This window comes from Nonomuraea sp. NPDC050328 (assembly GCF_044459405.1).
Lineage (GTDB): Bacteria > Actinomycetota > Actinomycetes > Streptosporangiales > Streptosporangiaceae > Nonomuraea.
In genome coordinates this window covers 143,080-159,468 of sequence record NZ_JBITIW010000005.1, presented here as the reverse complement: position 1 = coordinate 159,468, position 16,389 = coordinate 143,080, and the positions used below count along the sequence as shown (strand labels likewise).

General features: G+C 75.0%; 17 protein-coding genes. 7 read left to right on the top strand and 10 right to left on the bottom strand.

The genetic code is table 11. The annotated features are described in order from the left end of the window. Positions 1-51: 51 nt before the first annotated feature. Positions 52-1,050, top strand: coding sequence for a zinc-dependent alcohol dehydrogenase family protein (locus tag ACIBG7_RS20430; RefSeq protein WP_397337234.1), 999 nt, complete (start codon positions 52-54; stop codon positions 1,048-1,050). 19 nt (positions 1,051-1,069) lie between these two features. Here the strand turns inward: ACIBG7_RS20430 and ACIBG7_RS20425 are convergent, their stop codons facing one another. Next, on the bottom strand, positions 1,070-1,636 hold the full coding sequence (locus ACIBG7_RS20425) for a TetR family transcriptional regulator (RefSeq protein ID WP_397337233.1): 567 nt from the start codon (positions 1,634-1,636) through the stop codon (positions 1,070-1,072). Positions 1,637-1,700: 64 nt separating this feature from the next. Between ACIBG7_RS20425 and ACIBG7_RS20420 the strand changes: the two genes are divergently transcribed. Beyond that, positions 1,701-2,600, top strand: coding sequence for an oxidoreductase (locus tag ACIBG7_RS20420; RefSeq protein WP_397337232.1), 900 nt, complete (start codon positions 1,701-1,703; stop codon positions 2,598-2,600). A gap of 4 nt (positions 2,601-2,604) precedes the next feature. Here the strand turns inward: ACIBG7_RS20420 and pyrF are convergent, their stop codons facing one another. Then, on the bottom strand, positions 2,605-3,408 hold the full coding sequence (gene pyrF / locus ACIBG7_RS20415; RefSeq protein WP_397337231.1) for an orotidine-5'-phosphate decarboxylase: 804 nt from the start codon (positions 3,406-3,408) through the stop codon (positions 2,605-2,607). 4 nt (positions 3,409-3,412) lie between these two features. After that, entirely contained in the window at positions 3,413-4,033 is a 621-nt protein-coding gene (pcp, locus tag ACIBG7_RS20410) for a pyroglutamyl-peptidase I (RefSeq protein WP_357928085.1), read from the bottom strand. Between the two features lie 24 nt (positions 4,034-4,057). Here pcp and ACIBG7_RS20405 point away from each other — a divergent pair, with 24 nt between their 5' ends. Then, entirely contained in the window at positions 4,058-4,327 is a 270-nt protein-coding gene (locus ACIBG7_RS20405; RefSeq protein ID WP_357928083.1) for a DUF6968 family protein, read from the top strand. A 3-nt stretch (positions 4,328-4,330) separates the two neighbouring features. On the opposite strand, the gene ACIBG7_RS20400 is transcribed toward ACIBG7_RS20405, so the two are convergent. After that, a complete protein-coding gene (locus ACIBG7_RS20400) occupies positions 4,331-4,729 on the bottom strand; it encodes a hypothetical protein (RefSeq protein ID WP_357928081.1) in 399 nt (132 codons plus the stop codon). Between the two features lie 24 nt (positions 4,730-4,753). On the opposite strand from ACIBG7_RS20400, the gene ACIBG7_RS20395 reads away from it, so the two are divergent. Both ACIBG7_RS20395 and ACIBG7_RS20390 read left to right on the top strand, forming a co-directional pair. Then, entirely contained in the window at positions 4,754-5,548 is a 795-nt protein-coding gene (locus ACIBG7_RS20395; RefSeq protein ID WP_397337230.1) for a Cof-type HAD-IIB family hydrolase, read from the top strand. A gap of 67 nt (positions 5,549-5,615) precedes the next feature. After that, positions 5,616-6,038, top strand: coding sequence for a hypothetical protein (locus ACIBG7_RS20390; protein WP_357928077.1), 423 nt, complete (start codon positions 5,616-5,618; stop codon positions 6,036-6,038). On the opposite strand, the gene nfi is transcribed toward ACIBG7_RS20390, so the two are convergent. Continuing rightward, on the bottom strand, positions 5,961-6,608 hold the full coding sequence (nfi, locus tag ACIBG7_RS20385) for a deoxyribonuclease V (RefSeq protein ID WP_397337228.1): 648 nt from the start codon (positions 6,606-6,608) through the stop codon (positions 5,961-5,963). The genes ACIBG7_RS20390 and nfi overlap by 78 nt on opposite strands. A 40-nt stretch (positions 6,609-6,648) precedes the next feature. Between nfi and ACIBG7_RS20380 the strand changes: the two genes are divergently transcribed. Further along, on the top strand, positions 6,649-7,650 hold the full coding sequence (locus ACIBG7_RS20380) for an alpha/beta hydrolase (protein WP_357928073.1): 1,002 nt from the start codon (positions 6,649-6,651) through the stop codon (positions 7,648-7,650). A gap of 79 nt (positions 7,651-7,729) precedes the next feature. Then, positions 7,730-11,086 carry a protein kinase gene (locus ACIBG7_RS20375; RefSeq protein ID WP_397337226.1) on the top strand — a complete coding sequence of 1,119 codons (3,357 nt, stop codon included), beginning with the start codon at positions 7,730-7,732 and terminating at the stop codon, positions 11,084-11,086. Positions 11,087-11,102: 16 nt separating this feature from the next. Here the strand turns inward: ACIBG7_RS20375 and ACIBG7_RS20370 are convergent, their stop codons facing one another. The 5 genes from ACIBG7_RS20370 to ACIBG7_RS20350 all read right to left on the bottom strand — a co-directional run bounded on the left by ACIBG7_RS20370 (position 11,103) and on the right by ACIBG7_RS20350 (position 16,351). Beyond that, a complete protein-coding gene (locus tag ACIBG7_RS20370) occupies positions 11,103-12,014 on the bottom strand; it encodes an SGNH/GDSL hydrolase family protein (RefSeq protein WP_397337225.1) in 912 nt (303 codons plus the stop codon). A 32-nt stretch (positions 12,015-12,046) separates the two neighbouring features. After that, on the bottom strand, positions 12,047-13,495 hold the full coding sequence (locus tag ACIBG7_RS20365) for a hypothetical protein (RefSeq protein WP_397337224.1): 1,449 nt from the start codon (positions 13,493-13,495) through the stop codon (positions 12,047-12,049). Positions 13,496-13,529: 34 nt separating this feature from the next. Next, positions 13,530-15,050 carry a M1 family metallopeptidase gene (locus ACIBG7_RS20360; RefSeq protein ID WP_357928066.1) on the bottom strand — a complete coding sequence of 507 codons (1,521 nt, stop codon included), beginning with the start codon at positions 15,048-15,050 and terminating at the stop codon, positions 13,530-13,532. Between the two features lie 88 nt (positions 15,051-15,138). Next, positions 15,139-15,639 carry a hypothetical protein gene (locus ACIBG7_RS20355; protein ID WP_357928064.1) on the bottom strand — a complete coding sequence of 167 codons (501 nt, stop codon included), beginning with the start codon at positions 15,637-15,639 and terminating at the stop codon, positions 15,139-15,141. A gap of 40 nt (positions 15,640-15,679) precedes the next feature. Then, the gene (locus tag ACIBG7_RS20350; protein WP_397337223.1) at positions 15,680-16,351 is read right to left on the bottom strand and encodes a GNAT family N-acetyltransferase; all 672 of its coding nucleotides are present in this window, start codon (positions 16,349-16,351) and stop codon (positions 15,680-15,682) included. Between the last annotated feature and the right edge of the window lie 38 nt (positions 16,352-16,389).

Sequence of the window (16,389 nt, the reverse complement as noted above, 5' to 3'; positions counted from 1 at the left end):
CGTCCTTTCGTGCTTGAGTCGGCGGCACCGATGACGAGAAAGGTGCGGGCGATGAGCAGAGCGGTGCGCTTCCACGAGTACGGCGGGCCTGAGGTGCTGCGGCTGGAGGAGGTGGCGGTGGGCGAGCCCGGGCCGGGCGAGGTCCGGATCGCGGTGGAGGCGATCGGCGTCAACCGGGCCGAGGTGTTGTTCCGCAGCGGGCACTACATCGAGGCGGCCAGGAGCCTCCCGGCCGGGCTGGGCGCCGAGGCGGCCGGGGTGGTCGAGGCGGTGGGCCCCGGAGTGGGCGGGTTCGAGCCCGGCCGGCCGGTCAGCGTGGTGCCGGCCTTCTCGATGAACGACTACCCGCTCTACGCCGAGCGGGCGATCGTGCCCGCCGCGGCGGTGCTGCACCGGCCGGAGGGGCTCGACGCGGTCGAGGCGGCGGCGGTCTGGATGCCGTACGTGACGGCCTACGGCGCGCTGGTCGAGGTGGGCGGGATGCGCGCGGGCGACACGGTGGTGCTCACCGCGGCCTCCAGCAGCGTCGGCCTGGCGGCCATCCAGGTCGCCCGCCGGGTCGGGGCGCGGCCGATCGCCACCACCCGCACGCCGGCCAAGAAGCAGGCCCTGATCGAGGCGGGCGCCGAGGAGGTCGTCGTCACCGGCGAGGAGAGCGTGTCCGAGCGCGTGCTCGGCCTGACCGGCGGGCGCGGCGCGGAACTGGTCTTCGACGCCGTCGCCGGACCGGGCGTGCTCGACCTGGCCAGGGCGGTCGCCCCCGGCGGCACGCTGTTCCTCTACGGGGCGGTCAGCGGCGAGGTGACCCCGTATCCGGGCTTCGACCTGGGCATGCCCGCGCTCAACATCCGCACCTACACGATGCACGAGACGACGCGCGACCCGGCGAGGCTGCGCCGGGCCGAGGCGTTCGTCACCTCCGGGCTGGCCGCCGGGGCCTTCCGCCCGGTGGTGGACCGCACCTTCGAGCTGGAGCGGGTGGCCGACGCCCACCGGTACATGGAGGCGGGCGAGCAGATCGGCAAGATCGTGCTCACCGTCGGCCGCTGACCTCGGCGGGGGCGGCCGGTCAGAGCTGGTCGAGCCGGGACAGCTCCAGGGCGCGGGCGAGCACCTGCGGCAGATCGTCCCCGGCCTCGGCCCATCCGGCCATGGCCACGTCCAGCGTGGCGAAGCCGACCCCCGAGATCAGCTCGGCGCGGAGCCGGTCGCCGGCGCAGCGGGGCAGCAGCTCGGCGGCCACGCCCTGCCGCCACTCGAACTGCCGGTCCAGGTAGCGGGCCCGGAGCGCGGGCGTGCCGAGGATGAGCCGGGTGAGCGCGAGCGCCTTCTCCGGGAACTCCAGGTAGTGCCGCGTCAGCTCCTCCAGCGCGTGCCGGACCGACGCGCCGGGCGGCTCGCCGTCCGGACGCGCGGCGACGATGGCGCGGGTGTGCTCGCCGACGGCGGTGAGCACCTCGACGATCACGTCCTCCTTGGAGCGGAAGTAGCGGAAGAAGGTCCGCCGCGACACCCCGGCCGCCTCGACGATCTGCTCGACGGTGGTCTCCTCGTAGCCGTTGCGCGCGATGAGCTGGGCGGCGGTGTGCGAGAGCTCGTCCTTGACGAGCTGGCGCTTGCGTTCGAGGAAACTCACCGGCCCAGGATAGCACCGCATGCACTCCTTGACACTGAGTGCCATCAGAGGCACTCTGGGACGCATGGACCGTTGGACGTACGCGAACCTGCCCGACCTCACCGGCAAGACGATGATCGTGACCGGCGCCAACAGCGGGCTCGGCTACGTGAGCACCCGCGAACTGGCCCGCAGGGGCGCCCGGGTGATCATGGCCGTGCGCGACGAGGACAAGGGCCGCCGGGCCAAAGCGGAGATCGAGACCGCGGTGCCGGGCGCCGCCCTGGAGGTGCGCCGGATCGACCTGGCCGACCTCGACACCGTGCACGCCTTCGCCGCCGGCGTGGACGAGCCCATCGACGTGCTGATGAACAACGCCGGGGTGATGATGCCGCCGCGCACCCTCACCAAGCAGGGCTTCGAGCTGCAGTTCGGCGCCAACCACCTGGCCCACTTCGCGCTCACCGGCCTGCTGCTCGACCGGCTGAGCTCCGACGGCCGGGTGGTGACGGTCAGCTCCGACCTGCACCGCCGCGGCCGCCTCGACTTCGCCGACCCCAACGGCGAGCGCTCCTACTCGCCGCTGCGGCACTACGCGCAGTCGAAGTTCGCCAACGTGCTGTTCGGGCTGGAGCTCGACCGGCGGCTGCGCGCCGCCGGCTCGGCCGTGCGCAGCCTGCTCGCCCACCCCGGCTACTCGGCCACCAACCTGCAGACCAGCGGGCCGCGCGGCCTGATCAACCTGGGCGGGCGGCTCGGCAACCTGCTGCTGGCCCAGAGCGTGGACATGGGCGCGCTCAGCCAGGTCTACGCGGCGGTCGCCGAGGAGGCCGAGAGCGGGCAGTTCATCGGCCCGCACCGCGGGATGCGCGGCTGGCCCGCCGTGGTGCGGCCGGTGCGCTCGGCCACCGACCCGGAGACGGCCCGGCGGCTCTGGACGCTCTCGGAGGAGCTGACCGGCGTCACCGTGCCGGTCGGGCGGTGAGCGCTCAGGCCAGCGCTTCCGCGCACTCGTCGCGGAAGGTCATGACGCGCTCGCGGACCTTCGCCGGGTCTTCGAGTACGGCACGCGACACCGAGGGCAGGACCGCCTGCCGTACCGGCCAGAACAGCCGGGCGACGTCGGCGGCCGAGGCGCCCTGGGCGCCGAGCCCGGGCGCCAGGACCGGCCCGTTGAGCCGCTCCAGCGGGTAACCGGCCGAGGACAGCGTGGCCCCGACCACGACGCCGATCGAGCCGAGCGGCTCGCGCCCGGCGTTGGCCGCGCCGACCCCGTCGAAGATCTGCCCGGCGACCAGGTCCTGGAGCTCGGCGGCCTCGGGGTTGGAGGTGCGGGCGAGCACGAACAGCCCGGCGTCGGCGGCGTGCGCGGCGGCGACGGCCCCGCGCAGCGACCCGAAGCCGAGGTAGGGGCTGACGGTGATCGCGTCGCAGGCCAGCGGGCTGTCGTGGTCGAGGTAGGCCTCGGTGTAGCCGGCCATGGTGCTGCCGATGTCGCCGCGCTTGACGTCGAGCACGACCAGCGTGCCGGCCTCGCGCAGCTCGGCGAGCAGCCGTTCCAGGACGGCGACGCCCCGGCTGCCCCAGCGCTCGAAGAAGGCCGACTGCGGCTTGACCACGGCGGCCAGGTCGGCGGCGGCCTCGGCGACGGTCAGGCAGAACCGTTCGAGCCCGGCCGGCGAGTCGCCCACGCCCCACGCGTCGAGCAGCGCCGGGTGGGGGTCGATGCCCACGCACAGCGGCCCGCGCTTGTCGATGGCCGCCCGCAGCCTGGTCCCGAATGGCTCACGCATCACATCAGGCTATCTCGCCGGCGACGGCCTGGACATCTACTTGGACGGTCGTGGCCGTCCGAACCAACAAGTCGAGCGCCCGCGCGATCTCCGGGATCGCCATGCTCGGCTGGTCGCCCGCGACGACCTGGGCGGGGGAGTAGGGGACGTGCACGAACCCGCCGCGCAGGTGCGGCAGCTCGGTCTCGATGAGGTGGGCCAGGCCGTAGGCGACCTGGTTGCAGACGAACGTCCCGGCCGAGTAGGAGACCGCGGCGGGCAGGCCAGCGGCGCGGACCGCGCCGACCATGGCCTTGACCGGCAGGTGCGCGAAGTAGGCGGCCGGGCCGCCCGGCACCACGGGCTCGTCGAGCGGCTGGGCGCCGGCGTTGTCGGGGATGCGCGCCTCGATCAGGTTGACCGCGACCTTCTCCACGGTGATCCCGGCCCGGCCGCCCGCCTGGCCGACGCAGAGCACCAGGTCCGGCCGGTGCTCGTCGATCGCGGCCCGCAGCGCGGCCAGCGAGGTGGCGAAGACGCAGGGCAGTTCGGCGACGGCGACGCCGGGGACGAGCCGGACCGCCTCGAAGGAGGGGTTGACGTCGGATCCGTCGAACGGCTCGAAACCGGTCAGAAGAGTGCGCACAACCAGGAAGGGTAGATCATCCGCATGTATGAGATCGCCCGGCGCACGCTGTGGCTGCACTCGGCGCCGCCACGCGAGGTCGTGGTGTCGATCGGCCTGCCGGTGGAGGAGCCCTCGGGGGAGTGGGCCTGCCCCTACCGCATCGACGGGCTGGACGGGTGGGAGCACGAGCGCAAGGTGGCCGGCTACGACGCGGTCGACGCCCTGGAGGCGGTGCTGTCGGTGGTCAAGGTCGCCCTGATCGACTCGCACGAGGCCCGCGAGGGCCTGCTCGACCTGGACGACCCCGACTAGCGGCTATCGCTCGAGCAGCCAGCGCCAGCGGGGCAGCTCGGAGGCCACGGTGACCGCCGCGAGCAGCGTGGTGGCCGAGGCCAGCAGCGGGATCCAGATCAGCCAGGCGCACACCACCGCCGCGGCGATCTGCAGCACGACCAGCCCGACGGTCACCCAGCCGGGCACCGGGACCAGGACGTGCGGACGCGAACCCGGCGTGGCGAAGACCGTGGGCAGGCCGATCAGCAGCAGCACCGAGAGCACCGCGAGCGGCACGGAGGTGGACCACAACGCCCACGGCGTCGCCACCCACGCGACCACCTCGGTGGCGAAGCGCAGCGCCGAGCCGCGATCGACGCCCATCGCCACGGTCTTGGCCTTGGCCGCGCTGTCCGTCAGGGGACCTGCTCTATCCGACATAGGCTGACATCCTATGATCGAACGGTGACTGCGCCGCGCCTTGTCGCCACCGATCTGGACGGAACCCTCCTCGACTCGGCCCGGCAGGTGAGCCCCCGCACCCGTGCCGCCCTGCAGCGGGCCGCCGCCGCGGGCGCCCAGATCGTCATCATCACCGCCCGCCCTCCGCGCAACATCCTGGCCATCGCCGAACAGGCCGGGGTCGGCGGCCTCGCCCTGTGCTCCAACGGCGCCCTGCGCTACGACCTGACCGCCAAGACCGTCACCGCCGCCTCCCCGCTGGAGCCCGCCACCGTGGGCAAACTCCGCGACCTGCTGCGCGAGGCCCTGCCCGACCCGCTGTACGCCATCGAGACCGGGCACGGCGTGCTGATGGAGCCCGGCTACCCCGTGCTCGTGCCGGAGGACGCGCCCAACCGCCGGCATGTCGCCGACCTGTGGGCCGAGACCGAACCCGTGGCCAAGCTGCTGGTCCGGTGCGAGGGCCACACCTCCGACGAGCTGTTCACCGCCGCGACCGCCGCCGTGGGCGAGCTCGCCGAGATCACCTACTCCGGCATCAGCAGCGTGCTGGAGATCAGCGCGCCCGGCGTCACCAAGGCCACCGCGCTGGCCGCGCTCTGCGCCGAGCTCGGCATCGCCCCCGAGCAGGTGGTCGCCTTCGGCGACATGCCCAACGACCTGGCCGTGCTCGCCTTCGCCGGGCACGGGTACGCGATGGCCAACTCCCATCCCTCCGTGCTGGCCGCCATCCCCCGGCACACGCTCAGCAACGACGAGGACGGCGTCGCCGCCGTACTCGAAACGCTGTACTCCTGAGGGAGTACCCGCCACGACGACCACCGGCGGATGCCCCGGCCCCGCCCGCGCCGCGAGCATGGGCGGCATGAACAGAGGCTTCCACACCGCCTTCGCCTACCTGGCCACCCTCGGCTGCGTCGCCGTCATGGTGCAGGCGATCACCGCCGGGCAACTCGTCGACGGCGGCTCCACCGCCATGCACGGCATCGGCGCCGGGGCCGTCCACCTCGTGCAGCTCGGCCAGCTCGTCGCCGCCGTGCTGCTGTGGCGCCCGGGCCGCGGCCCGGCCTGGCCCGCCGTCGTCAGCCTGGTCATCCTGCTGGCCGGATTCGCCCAGTCGGCCACCGGCGGCAGCGGCGCGGTCGCCGTGCACGTGCCGCTCGGCGTCACGGTCTTCGGGCTCAGCGTCTGGGCGACCGTCTGGGCCTGGTCACGGCGTGCCGTACCGGGCCAGATGGTCGGCGAGCCGGACCGGCTCGGGCAGCCGGTAGCGGGGAGCGGCGCGTAGCACCTGCTCGCACGCGGCGGCCACGCCGATGCGGTGCCCAGGCGAGACGAAGACCGGGCGCACCCCGGGCTGGGTCCGCAGGACCCGGCCCACCTCCTCGCCCTCCAGCCGGATCGGCGACCAGGACCCGCGCGCGGGGGCCGGATCCTCGAACTCGCCGACGAACGGCGTCTTGCCCACCCCCAGCGCCGGCAGCCCGGTCAGCACGCCCAGGTGACAGGCCAGCCCGAAGCGGCGCGGATGCGCGAGCCCGTGGCCGTCGCAGATGAGCAGCTCCGGCGGCGCGCTCAGCCGCTCCAGCGCCTCGATCAGCGCCGGGATCTCCCGGAAGGCGAACAGCCCCGGCACGTACGGGAAGGCGGCGCTCCCGCGCACCAGCGACTGCTCCACCACCTCCAGCGTGCTCGCGTCCAGCACCACCACGGCCGCCGACAGCTCGTCGTCACCGTGATAGTGCACGTCGAGCCCGGCGACGGTGGCGAACCGGTCGGGCCCGTCGAAACGGACCAGGGGACGGAGGCGGCGCTGGATCTCCTCCGCCTCCTCGGCGGTCTTCGGCCAAGGGTGCACCAATAGAGGGTAGACCCGTAATGTCGAGATCATGGCGGACGTGCGAATCATTGTCGGCGCTGACGTGGCGGCCGACGCGGCACTGCTGCGCGAGATCGCCGAGCGCGAGTTCGACGCGCTCGGGGTCACGGGCGTGTGGTCGGAAGAACTCGACGCGGGCAAGGGCGAGGCCCTCGTGCTCGTGCCCGGACCCGACCCCGGGACCAGGGCGGCGATGGCCGAACTGGACCCCTCGGCGGTCTGGGCCGACTTCGACCGGCGCGAGGACGCTCCCGGCATCTACGGCCGGGGCATCGAGGGCCTGCTCTGGGCCATCCGGCGCGCGGTGCACCTGCGGCGGCACGCGCCCCAGCGCATCCGGTACGGCGGGGCCCCCGAGCAGTGGGCCGAGCTGCACCTGCCCGAGGGCGGCGGCCCGCACCCGGTGGTGGCCCTGATCCACGGCGGCTACTGGCGCTCCCACTGGGGCGCCGACGTCATGGACGCGCTCTGCGCCGACCTGGCCCGGCGCGGCCTGGCCGCCTGGAACCTGGAGTACCGCGGCCCCGACCGGTACGGCTGGGCGGCGACCTGCGCCGACATCGCCGCGGGCCTCGCCGCCCTGGCCGAGGCGCCGGCCCCGCTCGACCTCGACCGGGTCGCCGTCGCCGGGCACTCGGCGGGCGGGCAGCTCGCCCTGTGCGCCGCGGCCGACGGCGCCCGGGTCGCGCTGGCCGTCTCGCTGGCCGGCGTGCTCGACCTGGCCGAGGGCGAGCGGCGCTGGCTCAGCTCCGGCGCCGTCCGCGCCGCGCTGGGCGCCCTGCCGTACGGCGAGGCCAGCCCCCTGCACCGGGTGCCGCTCGGCGTCCGCCAGCTCATCGTGCAGGGCTCCGGGGACGAGCTCGACCTGGTCGACTTCGGCCGCCGCTACGCCCGGGCCGCCAAGGAGGCCGGCGACGACGTGACCCACCTGGAGATGTCCGGCGACCACTTCGCGGTGATCGACCCGCGCACCCCGATCTGGCAGACCACGGCGGTGGCGATCGCCCGCGCCCTGAGGTGAGCGGACCACGCCCGACGAGCCCCGAGGTGAGGTGGGCCGCACGCCGAACCCGTCCGGCCCCGGCCGCGTCGAACAAGGCATGACGACCCTCGCCCCGGGCGACCCGCAACGGCTGGACCGCTACTGGCTGGCCGGCCGCCTCGGCGCGGGCGGCCAGGGCGTGGTCTACGAGGCCTACGACGAGGCCGGCGACCGGGTGGCGATCAAGCTGCTGCACGGCGACGCCAGCCGCACCGCGAAGGAGGTGGAGGCCGCCCGCCGGGTGGCCTCCTTCTGCACGGCCCGCATCATCGAAGCCCGCCTGGACGGGCCGCGCCCGTACATCGTCAGCGAGTTCGTGGACGGCCCGAGCCTGCGCCAGGCGGTGCAGCGGGGCCGCCGCTTCGGCCCCGACGAGCTGCGCCGCCTGGCGACCGGGATCGCCACCGCGCTGGCCGCCATCCACCAGGCCGGCGTGGTGCACCGCGACCTCAAACCGGCCAACGTGCTGCTCGGCCCGGACGGCCCGCGGGTGATCGACTTCGGCATCGCCCGCACCGCCGAGATGTCGCTCACCACCGCGCACGTCATGGCCGGCACCCCGACCTACATGGCGCCCGAGGTCTTCGCCGGCGAGCGCGCCACCGCGGCCTCCGACGTCTTCGCCTGGGGCGCGGTGGTGCTCTTCGCCGCCACCGCCCGCGACCCGTTCGAGGCCGAGAGCCTGGGCGGGGTCATGTACCAGGTGCTCAGCCGCGAGCCGGACACCGGCATGCTGGCCGAGCCGCTGCGCGGGCTGGTGCACGCGGCTCTGGCCAAGGACCCCCGCAGCCGGCCGGACGCCGGCGAGCTGCTGTGGGCGCTGGTCGGCGGCGACGACCTGGCCGGCGGCAGCCGGGCCGCCGCCGGGCTGGCCGCGCCGCGGGTGTCGGAACGGGCGCTGGGCGAGCTGGCCGAGGAGGTCTACGCCGGGCTCGGCCGCCCGGAGCGCGACCTGGTGCCCGAGGTCTTCCTGCGCATGGTCGAGGCCGACGAGGAGGGCGCCGACGCGGTGCGCCGCGTGAGCCGGGAGGAGCTCACCGACGGCCGCCGCGAGGCCGACAGCGTGATCGGCGCCTTCGCCGGAGCCGGGCTGATCACCGAGGGCCAGGACTCGGTCGCCATCGCCCACCCCGCCCTGCTGCGCGCCTGGCCGCAACTGCGGCTGTGGCTGGAGGACGAGCGCGCGGGCCTGGTCGTGCACCGCGGCCTGAGCCGGGCGGCCCGCCAGTGGCACACCGGCGGGCGCCGCGACGGCGACCTCTACCAGGGCTCCGCGCTGGAGGACGCGCTCGGCTGGGCGGCCACCGGCCGGCGGCGCCTGAGCCTCAACCGGGTCGAGACCGAGTTCCTCGGCGCGGCCGCCCGGCTGGCCCGGCGGCGCACCACCCGCCGGCGCGTGGTCTCGGCCTCGCTCGCCCTGCTGCTGGTGGCGGCGCTGGGCGCGGCCGGGTTCGCCGAGTACCAGCGCCGCATCGTGGCCGAGCAACGCGACGAGGCGGTCGCCAAGGACGTCGCCCGGCGGGCCGACAGCCTGCGCGCCACCGACCCCGAACTGGCCATGCGGCTCAGCGTCGCCGCCTGGCGCCTGGCCCCGGTGACCGAGGCCCGCTCGGCGCTCTACCGGGCGCAGACGCAGCCGGAGGTGGCGGTCTTCACCGAACCCGACCTGGCCCACGGCGTGCGGGCGCTGTCGCCGGACGGCCGGGTGCTGGTCTCGGCGGCCGGCCGGCGGGTGCGCGTCTGGGACGTGCCCGGCCGCCGCGCGCTCGGCGACTTCCGCGCCGAGCACCCGGTCGAGCAGGCCGCCGTCGACGCCGAAGGACGGCTGGCGCTGCTGGCCAAGGGCCGCGTCACCCTGCACGACCCGACCGGACGGCAGGGCGGCGGCGCCTTCGACGGCGCGCTCTCGGTCGAGTCGGCCGGACCGCTCCTGGTGCTCAGCACCGGGCAGCCGGGCGCCGCGCCCACCGGCGCCGCCACCTGGGACGGCGAACACCGCACCGACTGGCCGGGCGTCAGCAGCTGGGACCTGTCGCCCTCGCCGGACGGCTCCCGCCTGGCCGTCGAGCGCGGCCGGGCCGTGGAGATCTGGGACACCGCCCGCCGCGAGCTGCTGCGGCGCGTCGAGACCGGCCAGGACCTGCACGCCTCGGCGCTGTCGCCGCGCGGCGACCTGCTCGCGGTCTCCTTCCGCGGCGAGATCCGGTTCTACGACACCGCCACCGGAGCCCGGCGCGAGGCGCTCACCCTGCACCAGCCGCGCGGCAGCCTCCTGGCCTTCAGCGCCGACGGCCGCCACCTGCTGGTCACCCAGTCCGACTCGCTCGGCCACAGCTTCGAGGCCCTGGCGGTGTGGCGGCTGGGCGAGCTCGCCGGGCGGCCGTGGAAGCTGTCCTTCGGCTACGACTACCCGCACCACGTCCGGCTCGACGGCGCCCGCGCGCGCTACCTGACCACCTCCGGCCAGGTCACCACCATCGACCTGGCGCCGGTCCTCGACCCGCCCGGCGCCGGGAACGGGCCGCTCGACGTCGCCGAGCGCGACGGCCGGCTCGTCGTCACCGAACGGGGCCGGACCCTCGCCGAGTTCCGCGCCTCCAGCCCGCAGGCGAGCTTCCGTTACGCGCTGGCCGGCTCGCTGCTGGCCTACGGCGAGGCGGAGGGCAACCGGATCCACCTGTGGGACGCCCGCACCCGCCGCGAGACCGGCGTCCTGGAGGGCCCGGCCGGGGTGGGCGCGTTGCGCTTCAGCCCCGACGGGCGGCTGCTGGCCGCCGACGCGAGCCTGTGGGACGTGCCCGGCCGCAAGCTGCTGCGGACCTTCCCCGGCCTCAGCGACATCGTCGCCCTCGGGCCCGGCGGGCGGGCGCTGGCCAACCGGCTCGACACCGCCTACAACGGCGGCGGCCAGGGCCTGTGGAGCGGCGTCGGCCTCGACACCTCGACCGGTGCGGTCACCGCGCTGCCGCTCGGCTACCTCGGCGGCGCCGCCTTCAGCCCCGACGGGCGCACCGTCGCCGTCGGCGACAACGACGGCCGCCTGCAGTTCCTGGACGCCACCACCTGGCGGCGCACCGGTCCGGTCCTGGGCGGCCATACCGACGACATCGGCCACCTGGTCTTCTCGCCCGACGGCGCCCTGCTCGCCACCACCGGCAACGACCCCGAGCTGCGGCTGTGGGACGTGGCCGGCCGGCGCCTGCTCGGCCTGCCGGTCCAGGGCGCCTCCGGCGCGGTGCGGTTCGCCGGCGGGTGGCTGTACGCCGGGGGGCGTCCGGTCCTGGCCGTCGACGGCGACCTCGCCGCCCGCGCCGTCTGCGACCGCGCGGGCGGCGGCCTGGGGGAGCGGGAGTGGCGTGACCACCTCCCGGACGTCCCCTACCGCGCGACCTGCCCCGGCGGGGCCGGCCGCTAGAGGTCGATCGAGGTCGCTAGAGGTCGCTGTTGGCCAGTGTCGCCAGCACCGAGCGGGCCTGGTGGTCGGCGCCGAGCCGGTTCGGGTGCAGCGGTACGGCCGGCCCCAGCGGATCGGTCGTCACCGGCAGCACGCCCTCCACCCACTTGACGCCCGGCCGCTGGCAGGCGTCGTGCCCGACGCTCCCGCTGTAGGTGTCGACCAGCGTCACCTTCTCCGCCTTCGCCACCCGGCGCAGCATGCGGTTGAGCTCGTCCAGCTTGTCGCCCAGCCAGTCGGCGTCCTGGTCGGTCATCTGCACGTACGGGTAGCAGCCGCCGGTCGCGGGCAGCCCGGCCAGGTAGTCGACGAGCAGGATGCGGGCGTGCGGCGCCCGGGCGCGGATGGCCCGGACGGTCGCGGCCACCTTGGGCCCGGTGCGCCGGATGTTGCGCGACATGGCGTCGCCCTCGGCGGTGACCCACTTGGCCTTGCACGGCGCCCCCAGCGGCGCGGGCAGCACCACCCCGGGCAGCAGCGTCAGCGTCGGCAGGATGTTGATGCAGCTCAGCGCGGCGGCGGCCAGCTTGGCGTCGTTGCCGCCGATGCCCAGCGTCACCAGGTCGGTCCGCGGCGTCAGCCGGTCGAACTGCGCCGCGTTCACCCCGTCGTACAGCCTCGGCACCAGGCGCACCGGCTGCGGCCTGGTCATCTCCTCGGTCGTGGCCCCGCTGCACGTCGCGTCGCGGAAGGTGGTCGCGCCGAGCGCCCGCGCCACCTGCTTGGGATAGTTGTAGCTCGCCTGCAGGCAGCCGCTCGGCGCGTGTTCGGTCGAGACGTTGGTCAGGGTCACGTCCGCGCTCCAGGAGTCGCCGAGCGCGACGTACTCCCGGTAGCGGGGGCCGGGCGCGGCCAGCAGCCCGGCGATGAGGATCAGAGGAAGCAGCACACTCCGTATTGTGATCTATACACTGCGTTATTTCAGCTGGTCCACGCGGTGGTGTGCGGGAACATCTGGGTGAGCTCGCGGCTGCGCAGGTCGGCCAGCGCGGCGGCGACCACCGCGACGGCCAGCACCACCATGAGCGCGACCGCGACCGCCTGCCGCAACCGGCTGCGGTGCCGGCGGCGCTGTGCCTCGGCCACCCGGCGGCGCGTGGCGCGGCGCTCGCGCTCGTCGGCCAGCCAGGCGCGCAGGCGGGGCCAGGCGTGCGGGAGCGCGGGGGCCGTGACCTTGACCGTCTCGCCCTCGACCGCCAGCAGGCCGGCCTCGCGGTAGGCGTCGAGGAGCTGGCGGGGGAGCGCGGCGCGCGGGGCCCGCCGGGCGCTGAGGTCGCGGGGCGAGACCAGCCGCAGGAAGGCCCTGGGAGCCTGGCGCTGGACCGCCTCGGGCAGGGCGGCGAACAGCTCCTCGGCCCGCTCGCCCAGCGGCGGCTCGGGCGCGGTGGCCAGCGGGGCCGCCTCGCGCACGCCGCGGTGCAGGTCCCAGCTTCCCAGCAGGGCCAGCAGCAGCTCGCGGGCGGTCGGGCGCTGGGCGGGGGAGCGGGACAGGGAGGCGGCCACCAGGGTGTGCAGGGGTTCGGGGAACTCCAGCTCGCGCGGGATCTCCGGCACGGCGGCCGGGTCGGCGGGCATGGGGTCGCGGCCGGTGGCGGCGTAGATCATCAGCGCGCCCCAGGCGAAGACGTCGGCGGCGGCCTCGGGCGCGCGGCGGCCGGAGGAGGGGAACCACCGCTCGGCCATCGACCCGGCCAGCGTCCCGGCCGCCGGCCCCAGCGTCCACCCCGGCGCCGGCGGCACGGAGCCGTGCCCGCTCTCCCACACGGACGGCTCCCCTCTACCGGTCTCCCGCCCGAACGGCTCGCCTCTACCGGTCTCCCGCGCGGAGGGGATCCCGCGGCCGGTCCCGGGCTCTCGTCCCGGGCCGTCGCGGCGGGTGCCTCGGGCCGGGCCGTCGTCGGCCAGGTCGAGGCGGGCGCGGGAGGCCCGGGTCTCGGGCGCGGGGTAGGCCGGGACGCCGCCCCCGGCGAAGCCGACCACCCGCGGCCCGGCGGGCCCGAGCACGACGCTGGACGGCTTGAGCGCCCCGTGCGCCAGCCCCGCCTCGTGGATGGCGACCAGCGCGGTGGCGGTGCCGATGGCCAGCCGCCGCAACCGGTCCCCGCCGAAGACCCCGGCCTCGGTCAAGTCCGGGCCGGGCACGAACTCACTCACGGTGAACGGCGGCGTGTGCTCCGGCCGCGCCTCGATCATGCGTGCCGTACAGAATCCGGCCACGGACGTGGCGTCGCCGCCGCCCAGGGTGATCGCCACCCGGCGTCCCTGCTCGTCGTAGCCGTCGAAGACCTCACCCCGGTCGCCCAGCCGTCCCGCCAGCCAGTACTGTCCCAGGCGCGCCGGATCTCCCGCGCGCAGCGCTGTCACCCTCACAAGTGCTTTGTCGCTCCGCGCGGGAGAAAGGTTGTTACTCTGCGTCGATTCCTCCGTGCAACTTGCGGTGCCGCTGGACAAAGGCCTCCAAACTGGCCGGCCGGGCCGCCGCCTGCGCCGTTCTCGCCGTCGCGGCGTCCGGGGCGGGCCGCGTCGCGGGCTTGCTCGGCGTGTACAGCCAGGTCTGGAAGAGCGCGTCGAGCTGGCGGCCGGAGATCTTCTCCGCGAGCGAGACGAACTCCGACGTCTCCCCGTTGCCGTGCCTCTTGGTCTGCGCCCAGGTCCGCAGGATGCTGAAGAAGGTCTGGTCGCCGACCTCGCTGCGCAGCGCCTGCAGCGTCATGCCGCCCCGCCAGTAGACCGAGGCGTAGAACAGGAAGGCGGGCGTCGGGTCGCCGGGCACGCGCGACCAGAAGCGCGGGTGGTCGGCCGGGATGTCGTCGTAGAGGGCGTTGGCCAGCTCGGCGGCGGTGCCGGTGCCCTCCTTCTCCGACCACAGCCACTCGGCGTAGGTGGCGAAGCCCTCGTTCAGCCAGATGTCCTGCCAGCGCTTGAGCGCCACGCTGTCGCCGAACCACTGGTGGGCGTTCTCGTGCACCACGACGCTGAAGTCGGGGCCGGTCTCGAAGAAGACCGAGTCGTAGACCGGCTGCGTCTGGGTCTCCAGCGCGAAGCCGACGTTCTCGTTGACGACCGAGCCGCCCATCGAGGAGAACGGGTAGCGGCCGAACAGGCTCGCCAGCCAGTCGACGATCTCCGGGGTGCGCTCGACGCTGTCCTTGGCGAACTGCTCGCGCGGGCCGAGCGTCGGGTCGTAGGCGGTGGTCACCGGCAGGCCGCCGGAGGACCTGCCGCGCCGTACCTCCAGGTCGCCGATGAACAGCGTGGCCAGGTAGCTGGCCATGGGCTTGTCCATCACCCAGTGCCAGGTGGTCTTGCCGCCGGAGGTGCGCTTTCCGGCCAGGATGCCGTTGCTGATCGCCTCGGTGCCCTCGGGCACGCTGACCGCGATGTCGTAGGTCGCCTTGTCGGCCGGGTGGTCGTTGCTGGGGAACCACCACCAGGCGATCTCCGGCTGGCCCAGCGCGAGCGCCCCGCCGGGCCGGGGGATCCACGGCCGGACCACGCCGGGCACCTCGATCGAGCCGGGCACGCCGGTGTAGCCGACCTCGACGGTGAAGGGCAGGTGCTTCGGCAGCGGCCGGGCGGGAGTGATCTCCAGCTCGTGCGTGCCGCTGCGGGCGAAGCTCGCGCTGCGGCCGTTCACCTTCACCTGCTGCACGTCGAGCAGGAAGTCGAGGTTGAAGCGGGTGAGCGACTGGGTGGCCGTGGCCACGACGGTGGCCTTGCCGGTGAGCCGGTCGGCGCCGGGCTGGTAGTCCAGGCGCAGGCTGTAGTGCTTGGCGTCGTAGCCGCCGTTGCCGTAGTCGGGGAAGTACGCGTCGCCGATGCCGGGGGCGCCCGGCGCCGCGGCGGTCGCGGCGGCGGGTGCTGGGACGAGGGTCAAGCCGAGAGCGGCGGCCAGGGCCGCCCGCCAGAACGAGCGCGTGTGCACGTGCCCTCCTCGTGGGTGTCCGTCGCCCGTGACGGTATGTCAAAGCGCCCGGTGAGGAAAGGCGGCGCGACGGCCGGGACCGGACGGGTCACTCCCGGTGGAACGGCCGGGTCGGCTGCTCCCGCTCCGCCCCCTCGGACCGCGCCCGTTCCCCTGCCTCCGGCCGGTACGGCGGAGCCGCCACCGGCGCCTTCCGCCAGCGCGCCGGGGCCGTCGAGGCCACCACCAGCAGCGCCCCCACCAGGACGATCATCCCCGACCGCGCCGTCGCCAGGTACCCGTTGCGCAGGTCGGTGGGCAAGGCCCGTTCCAGCTCCGCCACCGGCAGCCCGCCCACCAGCACCGAGAGCTGGTGCATCACCCCCACGACCAGCAACGCCAGCCCCGGCACCAGCGAGGCCAGCGGCGAGATCCGCGACCCGGCCAGGATCCCGGCCACGACCGCGGTGGCCAGCAGCGCGCTCAGCCCGATCCACGGGAGGTAGTGCAGCGACCACCCCCTGACCGCCCGGCCCGCCCCGTAGGTCAGCCCGGCGAAGAGCACCGGTGTCAGCAGCAGCCCCGCGATCGCTCCGATCCAATGGCGCATGGCCTCACGCTACTCCCCGGGCGGTCCGGCACGAGGCCCCTCATTCCCGCGCCTCGGTGAGCCCGAACGCCGTCCAGCCGAGGTCGGGGAAGCCGGCGGAGTCGGCGGTGGCGGCCGAGGCGTGGTTGCCCGGATCGTGCAGGTAGGTGGGCACCGCGCCCTCGTCCAGCACCCGCCGGGCGGCCTGCGCCACCAGCGTCCGGGCCAGGCCCCGGCCCCTGGCCTGCGGCTCGGTCACCACGGCCAGCTCGTGGCCGTGTTCGTCGTGCCGCTTGACGCCCACGCCGGCCAGGTGCTCGCCGGTGTCCGGGTCGCGGGCTACCAGGACCTCGCCGCCGAACGGGCGCAGCCAGGCCGGTACCCCGTCGCCGTCGGCGGGTACCCAGACGCCGGTGTCGGGCAGTTCGGCGGGCTTGGCGCTCCAGCGGAAGAGCGCGGTGAACCAGCCGCGTCCCGGGAAGCCGACCAGTTCGGGGATCGCGGCGCCGGCTGGCCTGCCGTACTCCCGGGTGACCGCGGCGACGTGCGGCGGCGGGACGGAGAGGACCCCGTCGCCGCCGGGCCGGGCGACACCGAGGACGGGGTGCAGCCGCCCGTCCCAGCCGGGCGCCAGGCGGCGCGGCTCCCCGACGACGGTGATCCCGGCTGCGGGCGGCGGCCACTGCCCGAGCCAGCGGGCCAGGTGTTCCTCGAGACGACGTTCCGGTGTCATATGCATACCTTAGGGGGGTATCAACAGGAAGGCGAACC

Excerpts from the sequence above, each read along its gene's own strand:
- ACIBG7_RS20350 (WP_397337223.1), bottom strand. The coding sequence starts at position 16,351 with ATGACACCGGAACGTCGTCTCGAGGAACACCTGGCCCGCTGGCTCGGG.
- ACIBG7_RS20405 (WP_357928083.1), top strand. The coding sequence starts at position 4,058 with ATGTATGAGATCGCCCGGCGCACGCTGTGGCTGCACTCGGCGCCGCCA.
- ACIBG7_RS20375 (WP_397337226.1), top strand. The coding sequence starts at position 7,730 with ATGACGACCCTCGCCCCGGGCGACCCGCAACGGCTGGACCGCTACTGG.
- pyrF (WP_397337231.1), bottom strand. The coding sequence starts at position 3,408 with ATGCGTGAGCCATTCGGGACCAGGCTGCGGGCGGCCATCGACAAGCGC.
- ACIBG7_RS20355 (WP_357928064.1), bottom strand. The coding sequence starts at position 15,639 with ATGCGCCATTGGATCGGAGCGATCGCGGGGCTGCTGCTGACACCGGTG.
- ACIBG7_RS20390 (WP_357928077.1), top strand. The coding sequence starts at position 5,616 with ATGAACAGAGGCTTCCACACCGCCTTCGCCTACCTGGCCACCCTCGGC.
- ACIBG7_RS20420 (WP_397337232.1), top strand. The coding sequence starts at position 1,701 with ATGGACCGTTGGACGTACGCGAACCTGCCCGACCTCACCGGCAAGACG.
- ACIBG7_RS20400 (WP_357928081.1), bottom strand. The coding sequence starts at position 4,729 with ATGTCGGATAGAGCAGGTCCCCTGACGGACAGCGCGGCCAAGGCCAAG.
- ACIBG7_RS20430 (WP_397337234.1), top strand. The coding sequence starts at position 52 with ATGAGCAGAGCGGTGCGCTTCCACGAGTACGGCGGGCCTGAGGTGCTG.